Origin of the sequence: Lichenibacterium ramalinae (assembly GCF_004137085.1) — a bacterium.
GTDB lineage: Bacteria > Pseudomonadota > Alphaproteobacteria > Rhizobiales > Beijerinckiaceae > Lichenihabitans > Lichenihabitans ramalinae.
On record NZ_QYBC01000013.1, the window covers coordinates 129,206 to 147,884 of the forward strand.

At 72.2% G+C, this 18,679-nt stretch carries 17 protein-coding genes; 10 read left to right on the top strand and 7 right to left on the bottom strand.

The features are described 5' to 3' along the window. The first annotated feature begins 98 nt into the window (after positions 1 to 98). Both efeB and D3272_RS16220 read left to right on the top strand, forming a co-directional pair. Positions 99 to 1,436: an iron uptake transporter deferrochelatase/peroxidase subunit gene (gene efeB / locus D3272_RS16215; RefSeq protein WP_129220250.1), complete on the top strand. Its 1,338-nt coding sequence runs from the start codon at positions 99 to 101 to the stop codon at positions 1,434 to 1,436. 243 nt (positions 1,437 to 1,679) lie between these two features. Beyond that, a complete protein-coding gene (locus tag D3272_RS16220; RefSeq protein ID WP_129220251.1) occupies positions 1,680 to 3,326 on the top strand; it encodes a GGDEF domain-containing protein in 1,647 nt (548 codons plus the stop codon). A gap of 87 nt (positions 3,327 to 3,413) precedes the next feature. Here the strand turns inward: D3272_RS16220 and D3272_RS16225 are convergent, their stop codons facing one another. Continuing rightward, on the bottom strand, positions 3,414 to 3,776 hold the full coding sequence (locus D3272_RS16225; RefSeq protein ID WP_129220252.1) for a hypothetical protein: 363 nt from the start codon (positions 3,774 to 3,776) through the stop codon (positions 3,414 to 3,416). Between the two features lie 102 nt (positions 3,777 to 3,878). On the opposite strand from D3272_RS16225, the gene D3272_RS16230 reads away from it, so the two are divergent. Further along, positions 3,879 to 4,430 (top strand): metallophosphoesterase family protein, encoded by a 552-nt coding sequence (locus tag D3272_RS16230; RefSeq protein ID WP_129220253.1) that lies wholly within the window; start codon positions 3,879 to 3,881, stop codon positions 4,428 to 4,430. 119 nt (positions 4,431 to 4,549) lie between these two features. Further along, a complete protein-coding gene (locus tag D3272_RS16235) occupies positions 4,550 to 5,983 on the top strand; it encodes a sensor domain-containing diguanylate cyclase (protein WP_245496613.1) in 1,434 nt (477 codons plus the stop codon). A gap of 360 nt (positions 5,984 to 6,343) precedes the next feature. On the opposite strand, the gene D3272_RS16240 is transcribed toward D3272_RS16235, so the two are convergent. Then, positions 6,344 to 6,757 carry a hypothetical protein gene (locus D3272_RS16240; protein ID WP_129220255.1) on the bottom strand — a complete coding sequence of 138 codons (414 nt, stop codon included), beginning with the start codon at positions 6,755 to 6,757 and terminating at the stop codon, positions 6,344 to 6,346. Positions 6,758 to 6,955: 198 nt separating this feature from the next. Here D3272_RS16240 and D3272_RS16245 point away from each other — a divergent pair, with 198 nt between their 5' ends. The 3 genes from D3272_RS16245 to D3272_RS16255 all read left to right on the top strand — a co-directional run bounded on the left by D3272_RS16245 (position 6,956) and on the right by D3272_RS16255 (position 9,244). Further along, positions 6,956 to 8,158, top strand: coding sequence for a pyridoxal phosphate-dependent aminotransferase (locus D3272_RS16245; protein WP_129220256.1), 1,203 nt, complete (start codon positions 6,956 to 6,958; stop codon positions 8,156 to 8,158). Positions 8,159 to 8,336: 178 nt separating this feature from the next. Then, positions 8,337 to 8,825, top strand: coding sequence for a DUF992 domain-containing protein (locus D3272_RS16250; protein WP_129220257.1), 489 nt, complete (start codon positions 8,337 to 8,339; stop codon positions 8,823 to 8,825). 140 nt (positions 8,826 to 8,965) lie between these two features. Continuing rightward, positions 8,966 to 9,244, top strand: a complete 279-nt coding sequence (locus D3272_RS16255; RefSeq protein WP_129220258.1) for a hypothetical protein — start codon at positions 8,966 to 8,968, stop codon at positions 9,242 to 9,244. A 33-nt stretch (positions 9,245 to 9,277) separates the two neighbouring features. Here D3272_RS16255 and D3272_RS16260 read toward each other — a convergent pair whose 3' ends face one another. Together D3272_RS16260 and D3272_RS16265 are read right to left on the bottom strand one after the other, a co-directional pair. Next, positions 9,278 to 9,646 (bottom strand): cell division protein ZapA, encoded by a 369-nt coding sequence (locus tag D3272_RS16260; protein ID WP_129220259.1) that lies wholly within the window; start codon positions 9,644 to 9,646, stop codon positions 9,278 to 9,280. 7 nt (positions 9,647 to 9,653) lie between these two features. Next, positions 9,654 to 9,962, bottom strand: coding sequence for a DUF4164 family protein (locus tag D3272_RS16265; RefSeq protein WP_129220260.1), 309 nt, complete (start codon positions 9,960 to 9,962; stop codon positions 9,654 to 9,656). 180 nt (positions 9,963 to 10,142) lie between these two features. Here D3272_RS16265 and gap point away from each other — a divergent pair, with 180 nt between their 5' ends. Further along, positions 10,143 to 11,150: a type I glyceraldehyde-3-phosphate dehydrogenase gene (gene gap, locus D3272_RS16270; protein WP_129220261.1), complete on the top strand. Its 1,008-nt coding sequence runs from the start codon at positions 10,143 to 10,145 to the stop codon at positions 11,148 to 11,150. Between the two features lie 35 nt (positions 11,151 to 11,185). Here the strand turns inward: gap and D3272_RS16275 are convergent, their stop codons facing one another. Next, positions 11,186 to 14,071 (bottom strand): response regulator, encoded by a 2,886-nt coding sequence (locus D3272_RS16275; protein WP_129220262.1) that lies wholly within the window; start codon positions 14,069 to 14,071, stop codon positions 11,186 to 11,188. A gap of 156 nt (positions 14,072 to 14,227) precedes the next feature. Between D3272_RS16275 and D3272_RS16280 the strand changes: the two genes are divergently transcribed. Continuing rightward, a complete protein-coding gene (locus tag D3272_RS16280; protein ID WP_207210227.1) occupies positions 14,228 to 15,415 on the top strand; it encodes a phosphoglycerate kinase in 1,188 nt (395 codons plus the stop codon). Positions 15,416 to 15,446: 31 nt separating this feature from the next. On the opposite strand, the gene D3272_RS16285 is transcribed toward D3272_RS16280, so the two are convergent. Continuing rightward, complete coding sequence (locus D3272_RS16285) at positions 15,447 to 16,967, bottom strand: sugar porter family MFS transporter (RefSeq protein WP_342634189.1); 1,521 nt, start codon at positions 16,965 to 16,967, stop codon at positions 15,447 to 15,449. On the opposite strand from D3272_RS16285, the gene D3272_RS16290 reads away from it, so the two are divergent. Next, positions 16,966 to 17,541, top strand: a complete 576-nt coding sequence (locus D3272_RS16290; RefSeq protein WP_129220265.1) for a hypothetical protein — start codon at positions 16,966 to 16,968, stop codon at positions 17,539 to 17,541. The two genes, D3272_RS16285 and D3272_RS16290, sit on opposite strands and share 2 nt — an antisense overlap. An 18-nt stretch (positions 17,542 to 17,559) precedes the next feature. On the opposite strand, the gene D3272_RS16295 is transcribed toward D3272_RS16290, so the two are convergent. Next, the gene (locus tag D3272_RS16295; protein WP_129220266.1) at positions 17,560 to 18,522 is read right to left on the bottom strand and encodes a nitrilase-related carbon-nitrogen hydrolase; all 963 of its coding nucleotides are present in this window, start codon (positions 18,520 to 18,522) and stop codon (positions 17,560 to 17,562) included. Positions 18,523 to 18,679: the final 157 nt, after the last annotated feature.

The following is an 18,679-nucleotide window of genomic DNA, read 5'->3' on the forward strand; positions in this document are numbered from 1 at the left end:
CGCTTCCCCGACATGCCGGGGGTCTTCCGCGATGACACCGGTGGGCGTTCAGGCACGAGTGCGATGCAGTCACGGACTCTGACACGGGAGCTGCGACCATGACGGAGCGCAAGACCATCCTGGGACGCTGCCCGTTCGGCGGCCTCGCCCGCCCCGCCGCGCCCGCGCCGGAGGAGGCGCCGGCCTGCCCGGGGCGCCGCAGCCTGTTGGTGGGCTTCGGCCTCGCGGGTGCCGCCGGCCTCGCCCCGGGTGCGGCCCGGGCCGCGAACGCCGAGGAGGAGCGCCGCGCCGCGCCCGACGCGGACGGCACGCGCGACCGCCAGCCCTTCTACGGCCGGCACCAGGCCGGCATCGTGACGTCGCAGCCCGCCGCGGCGCTGGTGGCGGCCTTCGACGTGCTGGCGGACGACCGCGCGGAACTCGCCGAGCTGATGCGGCGCCTCACGGCCCGCACCGCCGCCCTGATGGCGGGCGAGATGCCGGCCCCCACCGACGCCAAGCTGCCGCCCCCCGACAGCGGCCTGCTCGGCCCGGGCGGCATGTCCGACAACCTGTCGATGACGCTCGCCTTCGGCGCCTCGCTGTTCGACGGGCGCTTCGGCCTCGCCGCGCACCGCCCGAAGCGCCTCGCCGCCATGGCGGCCTTCCCCAACGACGCGCTCGACCACGATTGCTGCCACGGCGACCTGCTGGTGCAGTTCAACGCCAACACGGCCGAAACCAACATCCACGCGCTGCGCGCCCTGCTGAAGGACTTCCCGGACGGGCTGGCGCTGCGCTGGAAGCAGGACGGCTTCCTGCCGCCCCACACGATCAAGACCCAGGGCCGCGACACCGCGCGCAACCTGCTCGGCTTCAAGGACGGCACCGCGAACCTCGATGCCCGCGACGAGGCCCTGATGGACCGCATCGTGTGGGTCGACGACCGCGCCGGCGAGCCCGCCTGGACGGCCGGGGGCACCTACCACGTCGTGCGCGTGATCCGCACGCTGGTCGAGCGCTGGGACAGGACGCCCCTGCGCGAGCAGGAAACCATCATCGGCCGCGACAAGGCCGAAGGGGCACCGCTCGGCCTCGCCCAAGAGCGCGACCTGCCCGATTACGGCTCCGACCCCGAGGGCCGGCGCGTGCCGCTCGACGCCCATATCCGCCGCGCCAACCCGCGCGACGCCGCCTCGGCCGACAGCGTCATCCTGCGCCGCGCCTACAATTATTCGAACGGCCTCACCAAGGCGGGGCAGCTCGACATGGGCCTGCTGTTCTCGTCCTTCCAGTCCGACCTCGACCGCGGCTTCATCGCCGTGCAGACGCGGCTGAACGGCGAGCCCCTGGAAGAATACATCAAGCCCGTCGGCGGCGGCTATTTCTTCGCCCTGCCGGGCGTCGCGGGTCCGCACGACTATTTCGCCAAGGCGCTGCTCGAAACCACCGCCTGACGGCAGCCGGCGCGGAGCCAATAGACCAAGACCGCCCGGCATGCGCCAGTTTCGGAACGCGAGCCCGCCCACGGTCCTTAACGGATCCTTCGTCCCCACGGCGGCGATGCGGCGGCATCGCGCTACGGCTCGTCAACGATGCCGGCATGGCGCGATTGCGGCTTGCGATGTCGCATGCGACCTTCGCATCCATCACATCTCGCGTCGGGCCTGTCGTGGCATCGCGGCGCCGGACCGAGCCCGATGCGTGACGACGGTTCCGATCTCGCCGACTGCACGGCCGCCGCGAAGGCGGGCGACCCGGTCACGGCCCTGGCGATAGGCCTCGCCGCCCGGCGTTCGGCGGAAGCCCGGGGCGACCACGGCTCGGCCGCCGAGGCGGCGCTGGCCGTCGCCTGGGCCTGCTTCCAGGTCGGCGAGGTGGAGATGGGCCTCGGCCATGGCGAGGAAGCGCGGCGGCTCTTCGGCACGCTCGGCCTCGCCGCCCGCGAGGTCGTGGCGCAGGCCGTGGTGGCTTGGCTGCTGCTCGAGACGGGGCTGACGGAAGCCGCCATCGAGGCGGCGCTGGCGGCGGTGGGGGCAGCCGAGCCGCTCGGCGCGGCCGAGGCGCCCGGCGCCCTGGAAGCGGAAAGCTGGGCCGCCAACGTGCTGGCCGTGGTCTTCTGGAGCTGCAAGCAGATCGACCGCGCCGATACCCTGAGCCTGCGGGCGCTGGCGCTGGCGCGCCGGCACGGAAACCCGCAACTGGTGGCTTGGTGGCTGATCAACCTCGCCGGCATCCGGTCCGAGGCGGGCTACCGGCACGCGGGCCTCGGCGAGGAGGCCGAGGCGCGGGCCGCGCTGGACGACGCCCTGGCGATCAACGGCGAAGCCTTGGCCATCACCGCGCCCGGTGGCGCCCATCCGGCCCCCTGGTGTGCCCGCTTGGCGCTCTGCAACGCCGCCGAATACGAGGTGGCGCGCGGCGGGCTCGACGCCGCCGAAGCGCATCTGGCGCGCTGGGAAGAGCTGCCGCTGGAGCCCGGCGTCCGCGCCCTGGCGCATTTCCTCTACACCCGGAGCGGCCTCCTCGTGCGCCAGGGGCGCGGCGCCGAAGCCCTGCCGGTCTGCGACCGGGCGCTCGCCCTCGCCCGCGAGTCCCGCAACACCGATTCGCGCGCCCACGCGCTCAGGATCATGTCGGAGATCCAGGAGAGCCTCGGGCGGTTCGACCTCGCCCTGGCCCTCTTCAAGCAGTTCCACGACACGCAGGCGACGTTGGCGGCCGAGCAGGTGCAGCGCCGCGTCCGGCTGGCCGAGCTCCATTACGAGGTCGACCGCCTCAAGCTCCGGGCCGACGAACTCACCCAGACGAGCCGCATCGACGCGCTCACGGGGCTCGGCAACCGGCGCCTCCTCGACGAAACGCTGGATCGGCTCCGGCACGCGGCGCAGCCGTTCCAGGTCGCCGTGTTGGACCTCGACCACTTCAAGAGCATCAACGACCGCTTCTCCCATGCGCTCGGCGACGAGGTGCTGCGCCGCGTCGGCGCGCTGCTCGGGGCGGCGGTGCGCGGCGGCGACGTCGCGGCTCGCATGGGCGGCGAAGAATTCGTGCTCGTGCTGCCGGGCACGGAGGACGACGAGGCGCTCGCCGTCTGCCGGCGCGTCCAGGCGATGCTGTCGGCGCTCGACTGGCGCGAGGTCCATCCGGCGCTGCGGGTCACCGCCAGCATCGGTCTCGCGAGCCGCGACGAGGCCATCGACCCCGTCGGCGTCATGGCCCTGGCCGACGAGCGGCTCTACGCGGCCAAACGGGCGGGGCGCGACCGCATCGTCGCCGTGGCGGAGGGCGACGGGCACCGGCGGGTGCGGGCCGGAGGGCGCCAGGCCGCCGAAGCGCTGAACTGAGCGTGTCCGGACGACGGCCCGTCCCCCCGATCACCCAGACACGCGCGACACGTCCGCGACGCCCGGGCGCCGGAGACCCGGCGGAGCTCAGCCGAAGCCCCGATAGGGCCGGGCGGCGCGGCGGCGCGGCTTCGGACGATCCTCGAAGCCCGGCAGGGCAGTCGCCACGGCCTCGGGTGGGGCGGCGTCGGGCGGGGCGGCGGCCTCTCCGGGCGCCGGACCCGCGACCACGTCGGCGGCGGCAGCAGGCTCGTCGCCGCCGCGGGTGCTCCCGCCGCGACGGCGCGACCGCGGCGCGGGGTCGGGCGCCTCCTCCGGGGCGGCGTCCGGCGGCGGCTCGGGCTCCGCTTCGGCGCTGCGCCGACGGGACCGAGGTGGCGCCGCCGCCGCCGCCTCGGGGGGCTCGGGCGTCTCGGCCACCGGCTCCGTGTTCACGAATCTGATGGCCACCGGCTCGCCTCCCGTGCCTTTGGGATGCCTTGAGGTGGCACGCCGGACGCCCGACGGCCAGGGGCGCGCGACCTCCGTGCCGGGTTCGGGCGTTCATGCGCCATGACGACGTTCTTCACCAGCGACACCCATTTCGGCGACACGCGCGCGCTGCGCTTCGACCACCGGCCCTTTCCGACGCTCGACGCCCACGATGCCGGGCTGATCGAAGGCTGGAACGCCAGGGTGGGGCCGGACGACACGGTCTGGCACCTCGGCGACTTCGCGCTCGGGCCGGCGCCGGACCGCATCGCCGCGATCCTGTCGGCCCTGGCGGGCGAAAAGCACCTCGTCACCGGCAACAACGACGGCGCCGCCACGCTGGCGTTGCCGGGGTGGGCCTCCGTGACCCCCTATGCCGAGATCGCCGTCGAGGGGCGCCCCCTGGTGCTGTGCCATTACGCGTTCCGCACCTGGAACGGCATCGGCCGCGGCGCCGTGAACCTGCACGGCCATTCCCACGGCAAGTTGACCCCGATGCCGCGCCAATACGACGTCGGCGTCGACGCCCAGAACTTCCGCCCCGTCACCCTGGCCGAGATCCTGGTCAGCCGGCGCCGGGGCGCGCGACAGGCGCGCGCCGGCCGCGCGGAGGGCGAGCCGCCATCCGGGTGATTGTCAAATCAGCGCCGATACGGTCACATGCCGTCGCTGAATGAGGGCTATGTAAGCCGATGCAGGACGGGCACGACTCGCCGGACGCTTCGCGCGTCGCGGCGGCCGACGACGCGCGCATGTTCGATCTCGCGCCGGTGTCGCTCTGGCTGGAAGACTACAGCGGCATCCGCGACCTCTTCGCGGGTTGGCGGCGCTCCGGCGTCACCGACCTGCGCGCCTTTCTGGCGGCCGATCCCGCCCGCATCTCCGCCTGCTCGGCCCGGATCCAGGTGCTGAAGGTCAACCGCCGGACGCTCGACATGTTCGAGGCGCGGGACCGCGACCACCTCGTGGCGAACCTCGGCGGCATCTTCAGCGGCGACATGTTGACCGCCTTCGTCGACGAACTGGTCCAGCTCTGGGACGGCCATTCGACCTTCTCCGGCCTGACCGTCAACTACAGCCTGTCGGGGCGCAGGATCGACGTGCAGCTGTCCGGCGCCGTGCTGCCGGGACACGAGGACCGCTGGGACCGCGTGATGGTGTCGCTCGAGGACGTGACGGAGCGGGAAAGCGCGCGCCGGCGGCTCGCCGACAGCGGCGACTACGCCCGTGGCCTGTTCGAACATTCGCCGGTGTCGCTCTGGGTCGAGGACTTCAGCGCCATCAAGTCCCTGATCGACCCGCTGCGCGAGCGCGGCATCACCGACTTCCGCACCTTCACCGACGTGCACCCCGACTTCGTCGAGCGCTGCATGATGGAGATCCGCGTCATCGAGGTGAACCGCCACACGCTCGACCTGTTCGAGGCCGGCGACCAGCCGACCCTGCTGGCCCGCCTCGGCGACGTGTTTCGGGACGACATGCGGGGCCATTTCCGCGAGCAGTTGATCGACCTCTGGGACGGCAAGCTGTTCCAGCGCCGCGAGGTGGTGAACTACACGCTGTCGGGCCAGGCCCTCCACCTCCACCTGCAGTTCTCGGTGTTCCCGGGACACGAGAAGGACTGGTCGCTCGTGCAGGTCGCCCTCACCGACATCACGGCGCGCAAGAAGGCCGAGGCCTATCTCGAGTTCCTCGGCAACCACGACGTGCTGACCAAGCTCTACAACCGGACCTTCTACGTCGAGGAACTCAACCGGCTGCAGCGCCGCGGGCCGAGCCCGGTCTCGCTCATCGTCATCGACCTCGACGGCCTCAAGGCGGCGAACGACGGCTCCGGCCACGAAGCCGGGGACTCGCTGCTGCGCCGCGCCGCCGAGGTCATCTCGTCGGCCATCGCCAAGCCCTGCCATGCGGCGCGGATCGGCGGCGACGAGTTCGCCGTGATCCTGCCCGGGCTCGACACGGAGGCGGCCGCCCAGGTCGTCGTCGACATCGAGGACCTGCAGGCCATGAACAACCAGTTCTACCCGGGCATCGCGCTGAGACTGTCGATGGGCCACGCCACCTCGCAGGCGGGCGAGCGCCTCGAGGAGACCGCCCGGCGCGCCGATGCCGCCATGTACGACGCGAAGCGCCGCCGCTACGCGCAGGAGGAGCAGGACCGCCGCTCCCACGGCTCGGCCTGACGCCGGGCCGGCATGCCGCGACCCGCGGACCGGTCGCGGGGGCGGCAGGCGAATTCAGAATGAATCCGCCCCGTCAACATCGATATCGCGTGCCCCAGAACTTTTCCGGCCTCCGTGACGTTAGCATTTCAGCAACGAATGGAGACTGGACATGGACAAGACGATGTGGATCGCCGCTGGCGCGTTGACGGCCTGGCTGATGATCGGCGCCGCCGCGATGATGTGAGGCCGCGTCGATGTCCGCCGAGCGCGGTTTCGACCCGGGCCCTCCGGCAAGGGCACAAGAAGACGGATGAGGGCGCGTCACCCCCGGTGAGGCGCCCTTTCCATGTCGGGCCGCCGGCCCCGGCCGTGGCGGGTTCAGGCGTTCCGATGCGGCGGGCTGGCGACACGGAACTCGACCCTGGCCCCCGCCGTCGACACCACGCAGGCCACGACGCCGTCCACCCGCACCGCTTCCGCCCCGTCCCGGAAGGTGAAGCTGTCGCCGAAGGTCCGCTCCCGCGACCAGGGCGAGCCGAGCGCCGGCTCGGGCCCGAATTCGAGGTCGGCCGGTTCGAACCCCTTCTCGGCGAGCCGCTGCTGCAGGGGCCTGCGGCAGGCATCGGCCAAGTCCCCGCTTCCCATGGCGGCGTTGATGATGCGGCCGCCGGCGAATCTCAGGTCCACCAGCAGCACCGTGCCGCCGAGCGCGACGGCGAGCAGCACGCCGGCCAGGACCAGCCCGAAGCTCCTCAGCGCCGGGCGCTTCCGCCCGCTATCCCGACCCGCCATCGCCGCCTCGCCACCCTGCCCCAACGCCAGCCGCCGCCTTGCCACTCCCTTGCCGCCGCCGCGCCCCGCATCCCGTTCGGCATGTCGGTGCGGAGGCCGCCGCAGCAAGGGTCCGGCGGCATTTCGCGGGCGGCGCGCTTCCGGCCCGGCCCGCTCTGATCTATAGCTGCGCCGCCTCACAAGAAACGGAGCGATCCCATGGCCTTCATCTCCGACACGCTGGCCCGCGTCAAACCCTCCGCCACCATCGCGGTGACGCAGAAAGCGCGCGACCTCAAGGCCAAGGGGCGCGACGTCATCAGCCTGTCGGTCGGCGAGCCGGATTTTGATACGCCCGACAACGTCAAGGAAGCCGCCATCGCCGCCATCCGCCGGGGCGAGACGAGATACACGCCCGTCCCCGGGATCGTGCCGCTGCGCGAGGCCATCGCCAAGAAGTTCAAGCGCGAGAACAACCTCGACTACAAGCCCACCCAGACCATCGTGGGCACGGGCGGCAAGCAGATCCTGTTCAACGCCTTTTTGGCGACCTGCAACCCGGGCGACGAGGTGGTGATCCCGGCGCCGTTCTGGGTCAGCTACCCCGACATGGTGCTGATCGCCGGCGGCACGCCCGTGGTGGTGCAGACGACGCTGGAGCAGAACTTCAAGCTGCAGCCCGAAGACCTCGAGCGCGCCATCACGCCCCGCACCAAGTGGGTGCTGCTGAACTCGCCCTCGAACCCTTCGGGCGCCGCCTATTCGCGCGCCGAGATGAAGCGCCTGACCGACGTCGTCCTGCGCCACCCCGACGTGTGGGTGCTGACCGACGACATCTACGAGCATCTCGTCTACGGCGACTTCACCTTCTGCACCCCCGCCGAGGTCGAGCCCGGCCTGATGGACCGCACCCTCACCATGAACGGCGTGTCCAAGAGCTACGCCATGACGGGCTGGCGCATCGGCTACGCCGCCGGTCCCGACCGGCTCATCAAGGCCATGGACATGCTGCAGGGCCAGCAGACCTCCGGCGCCTGCTCCATCGCGCAATGGGCCTCGGTCGAGGCGCTCGAGGGCCCGCAGGACTTCATCCCCAAGAGCCGCAAGGTCTTCGAGGGGCGGCGCGACCTCGTGGTCTCCATGTTGAACCAGGCCCGCGGGCTGAAGTGCCCGACGCCCGAGGGCGCCTTCTACGTCTACCCGTCCTGCGCCGAGCTCATCGGCCGCACGGCCCCCTCCGGCAAGGTGATCGAGACCGACGAGGATTTCGTCACCGAGCTGCTCGAGGCCGAAGGCGTCGCGGCGGTGCACGGCTCGGCCTTCGGCACGGGCCCGAACTTCCGCATCTCCTATGCGACCTCGAACGACCTGCTGGAGAAGGCCTGCACCAAGATCCAGAACTTCACCGCCTCGCTGCTCTGACGGGGCGCGCCGTCCTTCCCCTCGCCCGCGACACCCCTCGCCTGCGGCCGTCATGCCACAGGCGGGGCGGAAAGCGGGCGTGCCGGGGACCCGGCGGGACCGGGGCCACATTGTCCCTGTTCAAGGGACGGGGCCGCGCGATCGCCGCGCCGCCCGTGCCTCAGCCGGAGACCTTCCCATGCCCCATCCCACCAAGGCGCTCGCCGCCGCCCTCGGCGCTGGCGCGCTGCTCGCCGGCCTCGCCTGCGGTTCCGCGCCGGCGCTCGCCGGCCCCGTCGGGCAGCTCTATTGCAACGTGTCGGGCGGGGTGGGTTTCATCATCACGTCGCGGCGCGCGCTGAACTGCGAATATTCGCCCGCCAACGGCGCCCCGCATCAGCATTACGTCGGCACGATCAGCCGCTACGGCCTCGACATCGGGCCGCAGGGGCCCGGCAAGCTGACCTGGGACGTCGTCTCGCTCGGCGGGGCGGTGGGCAACGGCGCCCTCGCCGGCACCTTCACCGGGGCGACGGCGTCGGCGACGGTCGGCGTCGGGGTCGGTGCCAATGCGCTGATCGGCGGCGCCAACGGCGGCCTGACGCTCCAGCCCCTCTCGGTCGAGGCCCAGTCCGGCCTGAACGTCGCGGCCGGCGTCGGAGCCCTCGAGCTCGAATACGCGCCCTGACGACACCCATCCGCGCCGCCGCCTCCCGGCGGCCGGCGCGGAACCGGGCCGTCGGTCGGCCTCCGTCCACGTCGGACGGTGGCGCCGCACGGCCATCACGGAGGCTGGACGCCGCAACGCCGCGCCCTAGCTTCCGTGCCATGCGCCTCACGGTCGCCCTTTCCCTCGCCTGGCTCGCCGGCGCCGTCGGCACCGCGCAGGCCGTGACACACCACTACACGCGCGCCGAGCGCTACGCCGGCTGCATGTTCGGCGAAACCATCCCGCTGATGCGGCGCGGCACCGAGCGGGAACGCGCGCTCGCCATCGCCTCCGACCGGTGCATCGCCTGGTCCGAGGGCCTGTCCGAGAGCGACATCCGCGAGGTGGACCTCCAGCTGCATCGGGCGATCGAGCGCTCCGAGCGCTCGGGCCTGTGACGGGGCGGACGGCATCACGGTCCGGCCGCCGGCTCAATCCCGCGATACGCCGTCCAGGGTCTGGGCCAGGTGGTCGATGCGGGCCGCGGCCGCGCCGAGCGCCCCGGCCAGCGTTTCGGCCAGCGCCGCCGTCCGCGCCTCGTAGGCGGCTTCGGCGCCCCGCAGCGCGTCGTTCTCGGCTTCGAGCGCGGCGATGCGGCGCTCGGCTTCGGCGAGCTGGTCGGTGATCGTCAGGGCCGCCATCACGGTGATGCGCCCGTCGCCGATCTCGCCGAAGGCGCCGCGCAATTCCACGATCTTGGCGTCGAGGCGGGCCGCCAGGCCGGTCAGGTGCTCCTCCTCCCCGTCGCCGCAGGCCATGCGGTAGATCCGGCCCGCGATCCTGACGTTCACCTGCGCCATGGGGGCCTCACGCCGGGCCGCTGGCGGCGGCGTCGCCCGACGCGAGCGCCTCCACGATGTCGCGCAGCGTGGCGCCGGCCCGGTCGAGCCGGCCCGACACCTCGTCGACGGCCCGGTCCAGCCCGCGCGCCCGCGCCAGGGCGGCATCGAGCTCGACGGCGAGGCGCGAGCGGTCGTCCTGCATGACGGAGAATTCGGCCTCGGCGTCGGCGCGGCCAGCCTCGGCCTCGGCGCGGCGCTCCGCGGCGGCTTCGAGCGCATCGAGCGCGCCGTTCAGGCGCTGCAATGCGCGCTGGAGGCGATCGGGCAGGTCCATGGATCCCCGGGGAGTCGGGCGCTGGCGGGCGCTCGCCGCAACCCTGGCGGTGAAAGCCCGCGAGGTCAACGCGGGCGCCCGTCGGGAGCAGTTTCGCGGGCCAGGCGCGCGAATGCGTTTCCAACGCATCCCGTCCTGCTCTAGGTGTGTGGCGCAACGGAGCGAAGGGAGATCGCCGCCATGGCCGTGAAGGTCGCCATCAACGGGTTCGGACGCATCGGCCGCAACATACTGCGGGCCATCATCGAGTCGGGGCGCGACGACATCGAGGTCGTGGCGATCAACGACCTCGGCCCTGTCGAGACCAACGCCCACCTGCTTCGCTTCGACAGCGTGCACGGCAGGTTCCCCCACACCGTCACGGTCGAGGGCGACACGATCGACGTCGGCCGCGGCCCCATCAAGGTCACGGCCATCAAGGACCCGTCGCAGCTGCCGCACGGCGAGCTCGGCATCGACATCGCAATGGAATGCACCGGCATCTTCACCTCGAAGGAGAAGGCCTCGCTGCATCTCAAGGCCGGCGCCAAGCGCGTGCTGGTGTCGGCCCCGGCCGACGGCGCCGACATCACGGTCGTGTACGGCGTCAACCACGACAAGATCTCCGCCGAGCACCTCGTCGTGTCGAACGGCTCCTGCACCACCAACTGCCTCGCCCCGGTCGCCAAGGTCCTCAACGACACGATCGGCATCGAGCACGGCTTCATGACGACGATCCACTCCTACACGGGCGACCAGCCGACGCTCGACACGATGCACAAGGACCTGTACCGGGCCCGCGCCGCCGCCCTGTCCTCCATCCCGACCTCGACGGGCGCCGCCAAGGCCATCGGCCTCGTGCTCCCCGAGCTGAAGGGCAAGCTCGACGGCTCGGCCATCCGCGTGCCGACCCCCAACGTGTCGCTCATCGACCTCAAGGTGAAGACCAAGCGCGCCACCACGGTCGACGAGATCAACGGTGCCATCCGCCGCGCCGCCTCCCAGGAGCTGAAGGGCGTGCTCGGCTTCACCGACCTGCCGAACGTGTCGTCGGACTTCAACCACGACCCGCATTCGTCGATCTTCCACACCGACCAGACCAAGGTGATCGACGGCGATTTCGTGCGGGTGATGAGCTGGTACGACAACGAATGGGGCTTCTCCAACCGCATGGCCGACACGGCCGTGGCGATGGCCAAGCTGATCTGACGCCGATCGCCGGCGGCCGTCGCCGGCCGCCGCCGTCACACGGTTTCGCCGCCGACGAGCTGCTGCAGGCGATCCGCCAGGGCCCTCAGGCTCACGTCGCCCTTGTTGAGGATCTGGTTGGCGCCGGCGAGGCGCCGCCGGTCCTCACGGGTCAGGTCCATGGCGGTCAGCACCACGACCGGCACTTCGGCGCCGTCCGGCCGCCCCCGCAGCGCCGCCAGGAAGGCGAAGCCGTCCATCACCGGCATGTTGAGGTCCAGCAGCACGATGCCGGGCCTGGCCGTGGCGAAGCGGTCGAGCCCGTCGCGCCCGTTCGCCGCTTCGGTGACGGCCCAGCCGTCCCGCTCCAAGAGGGCGCGCATGCGGCCGCGGATGTCGGGATCGTCGTCGATCACCAGGGCCCCGCCTTCGGGCACGCGGAACCGGTCCACCACGGCCTTGAACCGCTCCCAGCGCACCGGCTTCAGCACGTAGTCGGCGGCCCCGAGCGCCTGGGCCAGCCCGCGCTGGTCGACGAAGGTCACCATGACGACCGGGATGTCGCGCAGCTCCGGATCCGCCTTGAGGGCGCTCAGCACCGACCAGCCGTCGGTGCCGGGCATCATCACGTCGAGCAGGATGGCGCGGGGCTTCAGCGCCCGGGCGAGGTCGAGCCCCGCCTCGCCGTCCCCCGCCGTGCGGGCCCGAAAGCCCTCGCGGTGCAGGAAGCGCGTCATCAGGGCCCGCTGGTCGGCATCGTCGTCGATGACGAGGACGAGGTCGCGCGCCGGCCCCGCGTCTTCGGCGCCGGCCGTGCCGGTCGCCGGCTCCGCCGCCACCGCGGGCGCGGCGTAGCGGGCCGGCAAGGCGATGGAGAAGGTGCTGCCCTGCCCTTCCGCGCTTTCGACCGAGACGTCGCCGCCCAGCATGTCGGCGAAGGCCCGGGTCAGCGACAGGCCGAGGCCCGTGCCGCCGAACTTGCGCGTCGTCGAACTGTCGGCCTGGGTGAAGCGCTGGAACAGGCGCCCCAGCTGCTCCTCCGACATGCCGACGCCCGTGTCGGCGACGGCGAACCGGACCCGGTCCGGCGCGCCGGGCGCGGCGACCCGCGCGGCCGACAGCACGATGGTGCCGTCCTCCGAGAACTTCGCCGCATTGGAGAGCAGGTTGAGCAGCATCTGCCGGATCTTGGTGAGATCCGTTTCCATGGAGCCGAGGCCGGGGTCGAGCCTGAGCTCCAGCCGGTTGCGCTTCTTGGCGACGAGGCTCTGCACGGCGGCGGCGACCTCCTCCACCAGCGGGGCGACCTCGAAGCGCTCGGCATAGACCTCCATCTTGCCGCTCTCGATCTTGCTGAGGTCGAGCACGTCGTTGATGAGGCCGAGCAGGTGGCGGGCGTTGGATTCGATCTTGCGTATGTCGATGGCGAGGTCGGCCGCCTCGGCCCCGTCCTCGACTTCCTCCAGCATCATCTCGCTGTAGCCGATGATGGCCGAGAGCGGGGTGCGCAGCTCGTGGCTCATGTTGGCGATGAAGGTCGATTTGGCGAGGTTCGCCTCTTCCGCCACCGCCTTGGCGTCGGCCAGCGCCCGTTCGACGGCCTTGCGCTCGGTGATGTCGATGGCGACGGTCAGCACCGTCCGCTGTCCCGCCACGGGGGCGATCAGGCTCTTGGTGTTGGCGACCCAGAGCGTCGTGCCGTCCGGCCGCAGCAGGCGCTTCTCGATGGTGGCGGGCTCGCCCGCCGTCACCACGCCCTTCAGCGCCGCCCGGCTCATCTCCTCGTCGTCGGGATGGGTGATGTCGGCCATGCGCAGCGCCAGCAGCGCTTCGCGCGGGCGCCCCGCCATGGCGCAGAACCGGCCGTTGACCGACAGGAAGCGCCCGTCGCGGTCGATCTCGGCGAAGCCCGCCCCGGTCTGGTGGAAGATGCCCGACAGGTGCGCCTCGCTGTCGCGCAGGGCGGCCTCGGCGCGGGCGCGCTCGGCCGCGTCCCAGATGCGGGCCGCCACGGCCTCGATCAGCGCGACCTCCTCCTCGGTCCACGGCCGGGGCACGCCGTGGTTGACGAAGAGCGTCGCCTTGAGGCGCCCGTCGCGCACGAGCGGCACCGCCACGAAGGCGCGCGTGCCGAAGGCGCCGAACACGGCCTCGTCCACCCGCGGATCCGCGACGACGTCGGTGCTCGACAGCGTGTCGCCGCCCCGCAGCCGCGCCATGGCGCTCGGGCCGAAATCGTCGAGCGGCATGGCTTCGGTCACCGCCGCCAGACCCTCGGCATGGTCGGTCGACATCGCGATGATGCGGTCGTCCGGCATCATCTCGCCGAAGCCGACCCGGTGGGCGCCGAGGTGGCGGCCCAGCGCCTGGACGGCCGCCGCCACGATGGCCTTCGGGTCGGAGACGCCGTGCAGCGCCTCCTCGAGATCGAGGCGGAACTGCTGGCGCCGGTCGCCCAGCACCTGGGCGGTGCGTTCCATGCCCTGGTTGAGGATGCCGCGCACGCGGCCCTCGCGGTCGATCAGCGGCGTGAAGCTGTAGTCCCAGTAAGTCGTGCGGGGGATGCCGTCGCGCACCATGGGCAGCATCTGGTCGAAGGCCGAGAAGCCCTCGCCCGTCTCGAACACGGCGGCGAACTGGGGCGCGATGATGTCCCAAATGTCGGACCAGACGTCGCGTGCCGGCCGGCCGAGGCAGCCCGGATGCCGCTCGGCCGGGATGGGTGCCCAACTGTCGTTGTAGAGCAGGACGAGCTCCTCCCCCCAGTAGATGGCGGTGGGGAAGGCGGAACTCAGGCAGATGCGCAGGGCGGAGCGCAGGACCTCGGGCCAGCCGTCGGGCGGCCCCAGGGGTGAGGCGGCCCAGTCGACGGACCGGATGCGCTCCCCCATGGCGCCCCCGCCCGTCATGAAGGGTCGCGTCGATCCACTCGTCCCCGACATGCCCGCACTCCTCGTCACGGCCGCGGCGGCCCCTGTCCCGACGTAGCCTTCCGGCCGCGCCTCCACAATATCGCCACGGGCTCTTCGCGCTTGAGGGGTGGAATGCCGCGTGCCATGACGGGACGACCCCCTGATGCCGGCCCGGAGGCAGCCCCCGTGACCCAGTTCCGCACTCTCGACGACGCCGACCTGTCGGGCAAGCGCGTGCTCGTGCGGGTCGACCTCAACGTGCCGACCGAGAACGGCCGCGTGACGGACCGCACCCGCATCGCCCGCATCCTGCCGACCATCCGGGAAATCGCCGACAAGGGCGGCCGCGCCGTCCTGCTGGCGCATTTCGGCCGCCCCAAGGGCGGGCCGGACGAGAAGAATTCGCTGAAGCCCATCGCGGCGGCCCTCAGCGAGGAGCTCGGCCGCCCCGTCGCCTTCGTGCCCGCCACAGTGGGCGACATCGCCCATTCGGCCATCGGCGCCATGAAGGACGGCGACGTGGTGCTGCTGGAGAACACCCGCTTCCACCCCGGCGAGGAGAAGAACGCGGCGGAGTTCGTCGAGCAGCTCGCGGCGCTCGGCGACATCTTCGTCAACGACGCCTTCTCGGCGGCCCACCGCGCCCATGCCTCGACGGAAGGGCTGGCGCGCCGCCTGCCCGCCCATGCCGGCCGCACCATGCAGGCCGAACTGGCCGCCCTGGCCCGCGCGCTGGAGCGGCCCGAGCGGCCCGTCGTCGCCGTGGTGGGCGGCGCCAAGGTGTCGACCAAGCTCGAACTCCTCGGCAACCTCGTCACCCGTGTCGACGTGCTGGTGATCGGCGGCGGCATGGCCAACACCTTTCTGGCCGCGCAGGGCAAGGCGGTGGGCAAGTCGCTCTGCGAGCACGACCTGCTCGACACGGCGCGCGACGTGCTGGCGAGGGCCGGGGCGTGCCGCATCGTGCTGCCGATCGACGCCGTGGTGGCGTCCGCCTTCAAGGCCCATGCACCGTCCAGGGCCGTGCCGGTCGACGCCGTCGGGCCCGACGACATGATCCTCGACATCGGCCCGGCCTCGGTCGCAGCCGTCAAGGCCGTGCTGGAGACCGCCAGGACGCTGGTGTGGAACGGCCCCTTCGGCGCCTTCGAGCTGCAGCCCTTCGACGCCGGCACGGTGGCGGTGGCGCAGGAAGCGGCCGCCCTGACGGTGGCGGGCAAGCTCGTCAGCGTGGCGGGTGGCGGCGACACCGTGGCGGCGCTGAACGCCGCCGGCGCCGCCGAAGGCTTCACCTACGTGTCGACGGCGGGCGGTGCCTTCCTCGAGTGGATGGAGGGCAAGGTCCTGCCGGGCGTGGAAGCGCTGCGCCGGTGAGGGGGGCTCGGCCCCGGCCTCAACCTCGACCTCATCCTCGGCTTTGCGGCACCGTGTGGCCGCGCTCCGCCCAGGCTTCGCGCATGTCTTCCAGCCCCCGGCCCTTGGTTTCGGGCACGAGCCGCAGCGTGAACAGGAAGCCGAGCGCCGTCAGCGCCGCGTAGAGGAAGAAGGTGGCGGGGCGGCCGAAGGCCGCGACGAGGTCGAGGAAGGTCAGCGCCACGATGAGGTTGAAACCCCAGTTGGCCACCGTGGCGATGCTCATGCACCGCCCCCGCGCCTCGGTGGGAAAGATTTCGGAGATCAGCAGCCAGAAGACCGGCCCGAGCCCCACGGCGAAGAAGCCCACATAGGCAGTGAGGCTCGCCGCCGTGAGCCAGCCCAGCGCCCCGCCGGCGCCGAGGAGGAAGCCGGTCCCCAGCACCACGAGGCTCACCGCCATCCCGGCGAGGCCGACCAGCAGCAGGACGCGGCGCCCGACCCGGTCGATCAGGCGGATCGCCACCAGCGTCAGCGCGACGTTGACGGCGCCGACCCCCGCCGTGGCCAGGATGGAGGCCGAGGCGGAGGACAGGCCCGCCGCCTGAAAGATGGTGGGGGCGAAGTAGATCACGGTGTTGATGCCCGTCACCTGCTGGCAGATCGCCAGGCCGACGCCGACGATCAGCGGCAGGCGCAGGCCCGGATCGGACAGCGACACGCGCCCGCCGCCGCGCTTCTCGCCGGCGAGGTCGGCCTCGATCCCGTCGAGTTCCGCCTCGATCTGGCGCGCCGTCTCGCTCGACCCGCGCAGGGCCTGGAGGGCGCGCCGCGCATCGGCCAGGTGGCCGTGGCCGGCCAGCCAGCGCGGCGATTCCGGCAGCGCCAGCATGCCGCCCGCCAGGATCACCCCGGGCAGTGCGCCGAGCCCCAGCATCCAGCGCCAGCCGCCGCTCGCCGAGAAGGCGTAGCCGATGAGGTAGGAGACCAGGATGCCCGAGGTGATCATCAGCTGGTTCAGCGACACCATGGCGCCGCGGCTCTCCGCCGGCGCGGTCTCGGCGAGGTAGAGCGGCGCCAGCATGGAGGACACGCCGATGCCGAGCCCCACCAGCAACCGCCCGGCAAGCAGCATCCAAAGACCCGTGGCGGCCGCCGACAGCAGCGACCCGGCGACGAAGATCAGCGCCGTCACCAGGATGAGCGGCCGACGGCCGTAGCGGTCCGACAGGGCGCCGGCGAAACCGGCCCCGACGGCCGCACCCAGAAGGGCGATGGAGGTGACGACGCCCTGCATCAGCGGTGACAGGGCGAAGGCGTCGCGCAGGAACAGCAGGGCGCCGGAGATCACGCCCGTGTCGTAGCCGAACAACAGGCCGCCGAGCGCGGCGGTGGCGGCGATCAGAGCTGCATGCATGGTGGATCCTTCCCGGGATGTGGATGGAACGGCCGGCCAGGGGGAAAGTCCCGATCCGCGGTCTGTTTGCAACCTATGGCAGTGTTTAAAACTCATTTTAGTTGCCGGGGTTGCGTCCCTACCCGAGAGCTTCGCACTCTGTGTGGGGCACGTCATGGGTCAAGCCAAACGCCAGCGGGACGCCCTGTCCCGTGATGGTCACCTTCCCCGAAGCCGCATCGCGGGCGCCGTCCGCGACGCCGTGATGTCGCAGGCCACCGCGCTGGGCGTGGCCGGCGGGCTGTGCGGCTTCCATGCCGCCGTCGGGAGGGAGCTGCTGGCGGCGCGCTTCGGCGTGATGGCCCACCTCATCGCCGGCGACGTGCAACGCTGGGTGACGCCCGCGATCCTCCACAGCTACGTGGGGCGCGGCGGGCGGGTCGACGCGGCCTCGGGGGCCTGCCACGTCTGGCTGACCCTGCCCGCCTCGGGCGCCACGGTGGATTTCGACGCCTGGGAGGAGCCCGTCCGCTACGACGCCACGGCCCGGCCTCACGGCCCCTGGACGGCGCCCCGGCCCGACTTCTACTGGGTGGCGCCGGGAGAACGGGCGCCCGGCCTCCATGCCGTGCACCCGGACCGCGACGCGACCGCCTTCGTCGAAGCCCGGCTGGCGGGCCGCTCGGCGCGCCAGTTCATCGCGACCGCCCTCGGGGAAGCGCTGCAGCGCCTCGGCGACCGGGCCGCCTGAGCGGGACCGCCCTGCGCCTCAAGCGTCGTCGCCGAAGCGGGTCGCCCGTGCCGACGTCTCGTCGCCCCGGGTCTCGGCGATGATGCCGTAGAGGTCCGGACGCCGGCCTCGCATCCAGCGCCGGCCGCTGCTGGTCGGGATGAGGTCGAGGGCGAGGTCGGCCACCACCACGTCGTCCTCGATGGCCGTGCTTTCCGCCACCACCCGCCCGTAGGGGTCGAGGATCATGGCGTTGCCGGTGCGGACCTCCTCCATGTCGGCCCCGATGCCGTTGCTGAAGACCACGAAGAGCCCGTTGTCGTGGGCCCGCGACGGCAGCCATCGCATGAGCCAGCCGCGCCCGTCCGGGCCGGCCAGCGCGGCCCGCAGCGGCTCCGGGTCCTCGTGGCGTCGCTCCCACAGCGCCAGCGGGATCGGCTTCATGCCGTGCGGGCTGAGGGACCGGGTCCCGCCCGTCTGGTGCGGGGCGAGTAGGACCTCGGCGCCCATGAGGGCGCAGGCCCGCACGTTCTCGATCAGGTTGTTGTCCCAGCAGATGAGGATGGCGACGCGCACGCCCCAGGGCGTGTCGAACACCGTGAAACCCGCGCCGCTCGCGATGCGGGGATGTTCGAAGGCGTGGAGCTTGCGGTGCGTATGCCCGGAGCCGTCGGGAAGGCACAGCCGGTAGGCGTTGTAGATCCGTCCTTCGGCACCGGCTTCGAGCCAGCCGACGCCGATGCCGAGGCCGAGTTCCCGGGCCAGCGCCGCGACCTGCGACACGGACGGCCCGTCGACCGGCTCGGCCAAACCCTCCACCTCCGCGGCGACGAGGCCGGGAACGTGCCAATAGCCGCCGATGCACATTTCGGGGAAGGCGACGATCTCGGCCCCGGCGGCGCGAGCCTCGCGGGCCAGGGCCTCGACCCGGCCGAGGTTGTAGGCCTTGTCGTCGGCGCGGTGCTCGAACTGCACGGTGGCGACGCGGATCTGGGAAGGCATGGCGGACATCCTGATGAGGCGGCGCGCCGCATGCGGCGACGAGCGACTGTGTCAGCTGCCGCCCGCCATGTCAGGTCGGGCGCCCGCCATCTTCAACGCGCCTTCACCGGCCCGTGCCAGGGTCGGCGGATCCGCACCCTCGCGCGTTGCCGAAAGC